The sequence below is a fragment of the Streptomyces sp. WM4235 genome (assembly GCF_001279725.1).
Taxonomy (GTDB): Bacteria; Actinomycetota; Actinomycetes; order Streptomycetales; family Streptomycetaceae; genus Streptomyces.
In genome coordinates this window covers 1-10,556 of sequence record NZ_LGDE01000040.1, presented here as the reverse complement: position 1 = coordinate 10,556, position 10,556 = coordinate 1, and the positions used below count along the sequence as shown (strand labels likewise).

The following is a 10,556-nucleotide window of genomic DNA, read 5'->3' as shown; positions in this document are numbered from 1 at the left end:
ACGCACCGTGTTCCGGTGGTTGTCCGGCGAGAGCCGTTGGCCGCAGGCCCGGTTACGCCGGGCCCTGGAGACCGTCACGGGCGTGGCCGCCCGCGATCTAGGGTTCGTGCCCCGAGGCCACCACTCCACTGAGGCCGAGCACGATCAGGAGACTCCCATGTTGCGCCGCACCCTCATCACCGGGATCGCCGCCGCGGCGGCCCCACTCGCCGGTACTCGCCACAGCGTCGGCAGCGCCGACGTGATCCGCCTGCGCAACGGGCTGGACACCCTGATGGCCGCGGACGACGCACAGGGCGGCAGCACCACGCTGGAACGCGCCGCGCTGGCCGGGGCGCGGGACGGGCTCGCCCTGCAACAACGCGGCGCGACCGACCGGGTGCGCCTGCGGTTGTTCTCCCTCGCCGCGAACTACACCGCGACCGCCGCGTGGTCGTGCATCGACGCCCGCCGGCTCGACCAGGCGGAGGAGCATCTCAAGGTCGCGTTGCAACTCGCCGGCATGGCCAAGGACTCAGAGGCCGCGATGCGGGTGTGGAACTCGACCGCGATGCTCGCCCACCAGCGCGGCCGCCACACCGGCGCCGTCGCCGCCGCCCAGGCCGCGCAGAGCACCACCGCGTGCCGCCGCGACCCCCTCTACGCCTCCCTCGCCCACGCCCGCACCGCCGTCAGCCACGCCAACCGCCGTGCCCGGCAACCCGCGCTCCGCTCCCTAGGTCAAGCCGGCGAAGCCCTCGGCAAGGCCCACGGCGAAGCGCGCCCCAGTTGGATCGCCTTCTACGGGCCCGCCGAACTTCACGCCCTGACCGCGATCGTCCGCGACCGACTCGGCGACGCGGCCGAATCGGAAGCCGCCTCCCACCGGGCCCTGTCCGTGCTCCCCGTGCCGTTCCGCCGCAACCGAGCCCTGGCCACCTCCCGACTCGCCCTCGCCCAACTCCACCAAGGCGACATCGGGCAGGCATGTGCCACCACCGAGGACGCGTTCCGGCTGATGCGGGGCGCACCCCTGCCCGGCCGCATGCGGACCCTGCTCGGAGACTTCCACCGGGACCTGATCAGCACCGCACCGTCCACGACCGAGGCCCGCGAGTGGGCCGATCGCCACCGCACCGAATGGAGCCGCACCGCATGAGCGACGTCCGTCTGACCCGCCACGGCCACCACGACCTCGCCGACATCCGTCAAACCCTCCTGGACGTCCACGCCGACGCGTACGCCGACCAGATGGAAGACGAGTTCAACCAACGGTTCGAATGGTTCGTCGACCACTGGGGCGGCAACCCCGAATTCGCCTGCGTCATCGCCCACGACGGAGACCAACCCATCGGGTTCGCCTACGGCGCCCCCTCGAATCCGGGCCGCGAATGGTGGCGCGAGAGCCTCGATACGGCACCCGACCCGAGCAGCACATTCGCCGTCTCCGAACTCATGATCCGCACCAAGTGGCGCAAGACAGGCATAGCGCAACGCCTACACGAAGCCCTGCTCACGGACAGAGACGAGGCCCTCGCGGTCCTCCTGGTGGACACCACCCACCCCCGCGTCCAAGCCCTCTACGAGACATGGCAATACCGCAAGGTGGGCGAACGCCGGCCCTTCGCCGACTCACCCCTGTACGCGGTCATGCTCCGCGACCTGCGCGACTGAAGCAACGACGGCCGCTAGAACCCAGGATATGGTCCGGCCCTTCATCATCCCTGCCAGACCTCTCGGCTCCAACGGCCCTGACCCGGTTCAGTTGGCCGTTGGAGCAGGTTGGGCCTCGTTTCAGCGTTTGACGCGGTTTCGGACGGCGAGGATCGCAAGGCCCAGGAGGACGGGTTCGGTGAGTCGGGAGGTCATCTCGATGTAGGTGCCGGCGGTGGTCAAGTCCTGGCCGGAGGAGCGGAACACCACCGAGTTGAGCGTGACGTTCAGCGCTTTCTCGAAGCGCTTTCCGGTGAACCGGTTCCCCGTGGGGTTCTGGGGATCGGCTTTGTCGATCTCGACAACAAGCCGCCCGGGACGCAGCCCTGTTTGCCTCGCTCGGGTCGCGGAGTCCGGCACCTCGCTCGCCTCCCGCTTCGGCTTCCGGTTCTGCGTTCCTGCCGCAGTCTTTACACCCGGCGGGACAACGATGAGCACGGGGTTCAGGGATCAATCGACACCGGGCTCGGCATGCCCATGCGCGGTCACCCACTCGCGGTTTGCAGCTGGCGGGCAGATCCTGATGCGCACCAGCCGCACGATTTCCTCGACAGCGGCAGGTCCAAAAGAGGGGTCGGACGGGTTCGGAGTACGGGACGACCGCACTGTGCCCGGCCGAGGGTTCCTCGGCCGGGCACAGTGCGGGGCTGGCTTGTTATCCGATGGTGCGGGTGGTGGCCCAGTCGTCTTCGTCGACGCGTGAGCCGATACCGATGGTGTCGCGGCCTCCGCGGTAGAGGTGGAGGTTGCCGTCGTTGCGGGTGAGGTAGAGGTCGGGGATTCCGTCGCCGGTGACGTCGGGGGTGCCGCGGACGAGGGGCCAGGTGGTGCTGTCCCAGCCGGTGGTGGCGTAGGTGAGGTCCTTGCCGTCAGCCGAGTTGACCGCGAGGGCGAGGGAGTTGATGTCGGCGCCGCCGTTCGAGCCGGGCTTTCCGCGGCGCAGGGCGAGGCCGCGTTCGGGGGTGGAGTCGTCGCGGAAGAGGAGGTCGGGTATTCCGTCGCCGGTGATGTCGCGGATGTCGATGATGTCGCGTTTGGTCCAGCTGGTGGCGGAGAGTTGGCGGGCTTCGGTGATGGTGGCGCCGCTGTAGCCGGTGAGGATCCAGAAGGTGTCTCCGACGGTGGCGAAGATGTCCTCGGTCTTGTCTCCGTCGATGTCGGGAACGACGACGATCTGGCTGAGAGTGGCCGGGTCGGGTGCGCCGGCGGGGAGAAGTATCTCGGTGCGGCGGCTGATGTCGAAACGGCCGTTGCCGTCGCCCTGGTAGACGTACAACTTTCCGTCGGGCATGCGGGCGATGAGGTCGGTGATGCCGTCGCCGGGATACCAGTCGTTGGAGTGTGCGATCAGCGCGGTTTTGCCGCCGGCGTCTTTCCAGTAGCCGGAGGGTGCGGGCTTGCCTCCGTCGGTGGCGGCGGGCATCCAGGCGTCGATGTCGCCGGTGGCGTCGGCGGGGTAGACACGCAGGTCACCTGCCGTGTCGATGGCGAGGATGTCGGCTTTGCTGTCGCCGGTGACATCACCGGCGGTGTCGACGCCGGGGCGGGGGCGTACGTAGAAGGTGTGGATGAACGGGTCGGAGAGGTTCCCCGCCTTGTTGACGACTCGTACGTAGAAGAGGTTGGGGCCGGCGTTGTCGGGGTTGACGTCTACGGTGACGCTGTCCTGCCCGGCGGCCGGGACGGCCTTCTTGTCGTAGGTGGAGCGGTTCAGGGACCATTGGATCTCGCGGATGTCGGCGAGGTTCGTGCCGCCTGCGATCACGGTGATCTTTCCGGGGCCGAGAGTGTTCTTGCTCCATTCCGCGCCATCTGGGCCGGGAGCGGGGAAGTCCTCGGAGCGGATCGTCGGTTTGACGGGCTGGGTGTGGTCGACGAGGAAGGAGCACGGCTTGTCCGTACCGGCCGGGCCGACGCCGGAGAGGGCTCCGTCGTGGTCGCCGGCGGTCGCGGACCACGAGTAGGTGGTGTTCGCCCCGAACGACTCCCACGGGATCGTGGTGTGGGCGACACCGGACGAGTCGGGCCAGACCCATTGGTCGAAGACGCTCTTGTTGTCGGAGGCACGCCAGATCTTCAACTGAATCTGCTTGAGGTTGCCGTCGCCATCGCGGCCTTGAACGTCGAACCTGACGTCGGACTTGCCGACCTTGTTGAACGGGGCGTCGGTCACGCACGCTCCACCGGGGACGGTGTTCATGCCGGCCTTGGTGGGCTCGTCGGGAGCCTTCCTGTAGTCGATCTCGAGGTACGGGGCGCTCTCGCCGTTGGCCAGGAACTTCTTCCAGAAGTTCGGGTCGCTCTCGTTCGGGGAGCGCACGCCCAGGGTCAGGTTCGGCCAGCCGGCGCGGGCGCCTTCCTCGACCGCGGACTTGACGTCGATTCCGACCCAGGCATCGGGACAGGAGCTGTTGTATCCGTGCCCGGTGGTGGCGCTGGCGATCCGCTTGTTCCAGAACGCCGCGGTGTCCGTGTTCTTCCAGGTGCTGGAGGTGTTGATCAGAGGTGTGAGGTAGACGTCGAAGGGCCTGGCCGTGCAGCCCCACGAGTAGGTCTGGAGGATCCGCAGTTTCGCCGAGCTGATCGTGGAGTGGTGGATCTGGGAGCTGAAGTCGAAGATGAACGCGGCCCGGGAGGTACCACCGGTGGTCGACTCGTAGCCGACGCGTGCCTCCGGGGTGCCACTGCCGCTGTTGTAGTTCTGCCCGTTCCAGAAGCTGGTGGTACTCGCCGTCTTGTAGAAGGCGCTCCAGTTCTGCTTCTTCCCCTTGAAGGAGGGGTCGATGAAGACCGGGTACACGGTGTCAGCATCGTCCAGCAGCCGCGCGTTCGGCGTCACCGTCAGCACGTTGTCCGCCGACAGCGTGGCCACGGCCGGCTTCGCGTGGTTGCCCTCCGCGCCGTTGAGACCGGACAGAGCGAGCGTGGGATGATCCTTGGCCTCCGGCACGGGCTGCGCTTCGGGCTCACCCTGGGTGACAGCCGCCTTGCCCGCCGAGTCCCACATGAACGGGGTGGGAGAACCGGCGATCTCCACGCCCTGAGCGTCCCTGGCGCTCACCGACCGGGACTCCTCATCCAGATGGAACGTCAGGTCCGGCGAGGAGAGTCGGTAGTTGAGCTGACCAAGCAGCGGATCGGAGGCGGCCTGCTTGTTCTTGACGACCAAGGCATGCGTGTAGCCGCTGTCCTGAGCTGTCATCACCAAGTCGATCCCCGGCCGCACGTTTTCGTACAGGGCTCGCGGGCCGGAGGTCACCGGTTCGGGCAGAGGCCCGGGCCAGGACACCACGATGTCGTGGCCGTCCGTGGTCAAACGCACGAGTTCGCTCCACACGGGAGCGGGCCCATCCGCCTTCACCGCGGTCGGGCGCAGCAAGGCCACGCGCGAGAGTCCACGCGAGGCCCGCTCGCCACCGCTGCCGGGCTGGGCCTTCGTACCGGCGCTGAACACCAACCGTCCGTTGACGGCCTTAGGCTCGAATCCGCCGGCGACTCGCTGAAGCGTGGTGTCTATCGGCTTCCACGTGTTTCCGACCTTGGCACGGGTGGCTTGACTCGAAACCCGAAGCTTGAACGTCCCGCCTGGCTGCGCCCATGTGGTGGTGTTGGCGGTCGCCTCGGTGGTGACCTCGACGTTCTTCCCACTCTTGGCGGCCCGCAGTCGGGCCTCGGTCGCGGTGACGGGCGCGCCGGCATCGAACTCGGGTGTGGCCCCCGCCGGGGGTGTGTTGTCCTCCTCGGTCAGGCTCAGGCCGACGGGTACCGCCACCGCCACCGCCAACAGCGCGGCGATACCCCCAAGGGTTCGGCGTTGCCGCAACCAACGGCGCGGAACGTCTGTGGCATCAGGCGGCAGCTTTTCCGTCGAGGCTGACGGATCTCCGCCCGATGCTTCACTTTCGGACACGACAGTTTCTCCCCCCTCGGGTGCGCGAAAACCATCGCCCCTGGGTGCTCAAAGGTAATTGGGCCCGATGTCGGGCAGGGCGAACTCCCGGCTCCCCGACCGGTGTTCACGCAGGAAATGTGCGAGCTGAGCATGCCGTATCGCGTGGCTGACGTCATACTCAGCAACAACTCGAAGAAGGCGTTTTGTCCGCTTGTTAACGAATTGCGCAATCGGTGAGTGACAAACTCCACACCGAATAGTGGGCTATGGATTTCAGCCATCCCAGGCCGCAGAATCAGCACACATTTGCCAGTTTCCTGCCACACGTGTGTCTCACGTCGTCGGCAGAGCGTGGGGGGTTCCACATGTCGCCGTTCTCGGCGCATAATTTCCGCCTGCCCGGAACCAGGAGGCGGCGCGCCAGACGCGCACGTCTCGCCGGGCGTACCGGCATCACCGTCTCGGTGGCGCTGATCGCAACTCTCCTGCCGATAGAGGCATGGGCCGCACCACCGGACGGCCGGGACGGCGTTCAACTGCCCGGACTCCAGCAGGACATCAAGGCCAAACTCGACAAGATCGAAGCGGCCAAACTCGATGGCTGGGAGGGGGCGCCCGTCCAGTCCCCAGCCGGTTACGAACCATCGAAGACCACACCTCCGGCGGCGGGCAGCTTCCCCGTCCCACTCTCCGGTGACCAGCTGAAGCAGGCGGGCACCCTTCCCGTCAGCATCGGCAAGGCTTCTCCCACACCGGAGAACCCCACGCCCCCCGCTCCGTCCGGCACCTGGACCGTGGGAGTCGAGAACCGCGCCGCGACCGAGGCGGCGAACGTCGACGGCGCGCTCATCAAGATCACTCCGCCGGCCGAGGGCTCGACGCCGGTCGATGTCCAACTGGACTACAAGCAGTTCAAGGACCTCTACGGCACCGAGTGGGCCACCCGCCTGGAGCTCAAACAGTTTCCAGCGTGCTTCCTTGAGACGCCGAGCCTTCCCGAGTGCTCCGTCGCCCGCAATGTTCCCAGCACCAACGACGCCGCGGCCGGCACCGTGCGTGCCACCATCGACCCGGCCACCACTCCCGGCCCGGGCCTGCGCACCATGGCCGGCGGCAGCGGCGGCTCCACGGTCCTGGCGGCATCCGACTCCGCATCCGGTGCGGGCGGCACCTACAAAGCGGCTCCCCTCTCACCGTCCGGTTCCTGGAGTGCGGGCGGCAGCGGCGGCGGCTTCTCCTGGTCCTACCCCCTCACGGTGCCGGCGGCGCCGGCCGGGCCGGCCCCGAAGATCGGGTTCGCCTATTCCTCGCAGGCGGTCGACGGGCGAACGTCGGTGGCCAACGGCCAGGCTTCGTGGATCGGTGACGGCTGGGGCTACGAGCCCGGCTTCATCGAGCGCCGCTACCGCTCCTGCTCGGACGACCTCAAGTCCGGCCAGGTCAAGCCGAACAACGACAATGCCGCGGACAAGAAGAAGGGGGACCTGTGCTGGGCCGGTGACAGCGTGGTGATGTCGCTGGGCGGCTCCACCACCGAGCTGGTTCACGACACCGCCACAGGCGCCTGGGTTCCCGCCAACGACGACGGCTCCAAAGTCGAACGGAAGACCGACCCGAGCATCGCCAATGGCGCCAAGGACGGCGAGTACTGGGTAGTCACCACCCGCGACGGCACCCGCTACTTCTTCGGCCGCCACGACCTCGACGGTGCGGGCAGCCGCCCCGTCACCAACTCCGTACTCACAGTCCCCGTCTTCGGCAACCATCCAGGCGAGCCCTGCTACCAGGCCTCCTTCGGAGCTTCCGGCTGTAACCAGGCCTGGCGTTGGAACGCGGACTACGTCGAGGACGTCCACGGCAACGCCATGATCATCGACTGGGCCAAGGAGACCAACCGCTACGCCAAGAACTCCAAGTACAAGGAGCCGGCCTCATACGACCGGGCCGGGTACCCCACCCGGATCACCTACGGTCTGCGCAGCGACAACCTCTCCGGGGCCCCGGCCGCCAAGATCGAATTCACCGTCGCGGAACGCTGCATCAAAGAAGGCACCACCGAGTGCTCCGACGCGGAGTTCGAGGGCAACAACTACGGCGACAAGCAACCCTGGTGGGACACCCCCTCCACGCTCAACTGCAAGGCAGGCGCCAAGGACTGCTACGTCACCTCGCCATCGTTCTGGACGCGCAAGAGACTGGCCGCAGTCACCACCTCCGCGCAGCGCACCGCCGGCTCCACCGGCATGTCCTTGGTCGACCGCTGGACCCTGACCCAGTCCTTCCCCCGACAGCGCACCGACACCAGCCCTCCCCTGTGGCTGGAATCGATCACCCGCACGGGCTACGGCACGACCAAGGACGCAAGCGGAAACCCGGAATCCGTCACGCTCCCCCCCGTCTCCTTCCTCGCCAACGTCAAGGACATGCCCAACCGCGTCGCCACCGGGCCCGACGACGCCACTCCCGATTTCGACCGCCTCCGCGTGGAGACCATCCGCACCGAGACCGGCGGTGAGATAGCCGTCGGCTACTCCTCGCCCTGCCCAGTGGGAGGCACACACCCCAAGCCGGAGGAGAACACCACCCGCTGCTTCCCCGTCCACTGGTCTCCGGACGGCGAGTTGGAGAAGCCCCCGCTGGAATGGTTCAACAAGTACGTCGTCGACAAGGTCACCGAGAAAGACCGCGTCTCCCGCCAACCCGACGTCACCACCAGCTACACCTACGAAGGTGACGCCGCCTGGGCCAAGGACACCGACGAGTTCTCCAAACCCGAACTGCGCACCTACAGCCAGTGGCGCGGCTACGCCAGCGTCGTCATCAACACAGGCACCACTGCCAACACGGGCAAGCCCGACGCCACCGAGCGGTCCCAGACCCGCAGCCGCTTCTTCCGCGGCATGTCCGGCGACGCCGGCCGCCCCAAAATCACGATCAAGGACTCCACCGGCACCCTGGACCTCGGGGAAGACGCCCTCCAACTCCAAGGCCAGACAGCAGAGACGATCACCTACACGAAGGTCGACGGCGACGTCTCCACACGAACGCTGAACTGGCCGTGGCTACAGAAAACCGCCACCCAGCCCCGCAACGGCACCACCCCGCTGGAAGCCTTCCGGACCGATACGGCCCGCACCGAGGCAACCAAAGCCGTCAGCGGCGGCCGCACACAGATGCAGCGCACCCTACGTACCTTCGACACGACCTACGGACTCCCCAAGACGTCCGAGTCGCAAGTCCTGACGTCAAACGGTACGGGCTGGACCTCCACGAACCAACAGTGCACAACCGTCACCTACGTCCACAACATCGCCAAGAACCTGGTCGGCCTGCCTCAACGCACTCGCGTCACCGCCGGCGACTGCAGCAAGGAACCCACCGCGCAAGTCCTGTCCGACAAGCGCGCCTCCTTCGACGCCCCGAACGCCTTCGGCGCGACACCGGACAAGGGGCTGGAAGTACAGACCGACTCCCTGGACGGCGCGGGTACCGGCTGGATCACCCAGACACGCACCGAATTCGACAGTCTCGGCCGCCCCGTCAAGAACATCAACGCCGTCGGCACCGCCACCGGCGTCAGCTACACCCCCGCAAGTGGCGCGGTGTTCGCCACAACCGTCACCAACGCCCTGGGGCACACGGTGACCGCCACGTTCGACCCGGGCCGCGGCAGCGTCCTGGACACCACTGACGCCAACAGCCGCAAAACGAGCACGACCTACGACCCACTCGGCCGGATCTCAGCCGTCTGGACACCCTCTCGCAAACAGGGCACCGACAAGGCCGCGTCCACCTTCGCCTACCAGATCGCGGAACACGAACCCCCAGTCGTCACCAGCCACACCTTGCAAGACGATGGCACCTACAAGCAGAACCTCACGATCTACGACGGCCTGCTGCGCCCACGCCAGACCCAGAGCGAGGCACTGGGCGGCGGCCGACTGATCACAGACACCCTCTACAGCGCGAACGGCACCCCCCGTCAGACCAACAACGCCTACCACGCCGAGGGCTCGCCTGAAAAGCAGATCTTCGTCCCGGAGAGCGTCTTCCACGTCCCGAACTCCACCAAGACGGCCTACGACGGCCTCGGCCGGGCAGTCCGCACGACCACACTGTTCGCGGACGTACCTCAGTACTCAGCCGTCGTGCAGCACGGCGGTGATTACACCCTCACCCGCTCGCCCATGTCCGTCGACGGCACAAGCCCCCTCAAGGGCAGCCGCGCCACCAAGACCTGGACCGATCCGCTGGGCCGCCCCTCAGCCATCGAACACGCAACGTCCACGGACCTCACCACCTGGAACAGAACCACCTACGCCTACGACAACCGGAGCCAGCTGACCTCGGTCACCGACCCGGCCGGCAACAAGTGGTCCTACGAATTCGACGCCCGCGGACGCGAGACCGCCTCCGTCGACCCGGACACAGGCCGAACGGAGTTCGGATTCAACTCCCTCGACCAGCAAACCTGGTCGAAGGACTCCAGTGGCCGCGCCCAGTACGCCACCTATGACGTACTCGGACGCCAGACAGAACTCCGCGACAACGCCGCGGACGGGCCACTGGTCGCCTCCTGGGCCTTCGATACCCTGCCCGGGGCCAAGGGAGTTGCCGTCTCCTCCACGCGTTACGAGGGCGGAGCGGCATACAAGAGCGAAGTCACCGGCTACGACGCAGAGTACCGGCCGACCGGCTCCAAGATCACGATCCCCGATGTGGCCGGAACCAAGGGACTCGCAGGCTCATACGCCTACAGCACCACCTACACACCCACCGGCAAGGTCCAATCCAGGACCCTCCCGGCCACCCCGGGAGGCCTGGCCGCCGAAAAGCTGGTCACTCGATACGATGCCGACGGCATGCCCCAGAGCATGCCCGCCCCGCCCCGGTCCCCCGCCGCCCCCAAATCCCGCCCGCAGTCCGAGGTCCCGCCCCCCGCCCCCGGCAACGCCCCGAGCCGGCTCTGTAC

4 protein-coding genes and 1 pseudogene are annotated in these 10,556 nt (G+C 67.4%); 3 read left to right on the top strand and 2 right to left on the bottom strand.

The features are described 5' to 3' along the window. On the top strand, positions 1 to 1,138 hold a 1,138-nt coding region (locus ADK55_RS05670), incomplete at its 5' end, for an XRE family transcriptional regulator (RefSeq protein ID WP_234349910.1). Beyond that, positions 1,135 to 1,653 (top strand): GNAT family N-acetyltransferase, encoded by a 519-nt coding sequence (locus ADK55_RS05665; RefSeq protein WP_234349909.1) that lies wholly within the window; start codon positions 1,135 to 1,137, stop codon positions 1,651 to 1,653. The genes ADK55_RS05670 and ADK55_RS05665, both read left to right, overlap by 4 nt. A 120-nt stretch (positions 1,654 to 1,773) precedes the next feature. On the opposite strand, the pseudogene ADK55_RS05660 reads toward ADK55_RS05665, so the two are convergent. Next, positions 1,774 to 1,998: pseudogene (locus ADK55_RS05660) on the bottom strand (hypothetical protein); the annotation flags it as partial. A gap of 349 nt (positions 1,999 to 2,347) precedes the next feature. Beyond that, positions 2,348 to 5,470: a DNRLRE domain-containing protein gene (locus ADK55_RS05655; RefSeq protein ID WP_053676347.1), complete on the bottom strand. Its 3,123-nt coding sequence runs from the start codon at positions 5,468 to 5,470 to the stop codon at positions 2,348 to 2,350. A 578-nt stretch (positions 5,471 to 6,048) separates the two neighbouring features. Between ADK55_RS05655 and ADK55_RS05650 the strand changes: the two genes are divergently transcribed. Then, on the top strand, positions 6,049 to 10,556 hold a 4,508-nt coding region (locus ADK55_RS05650), incomplete at its 3' end, for an RHS repeat domain-containing protein (protein WP_420713594.1).

What these genes read in the sequence shown, in the direction of transcription:
- ADK55_RS05665 (WP_234349909.1), top strand. Translation starts at nt 1,135, where the DNA reads ATGAGCGACGTCCGTCTGACCCGCCACGGCCACCACGACCTCGCCGAC.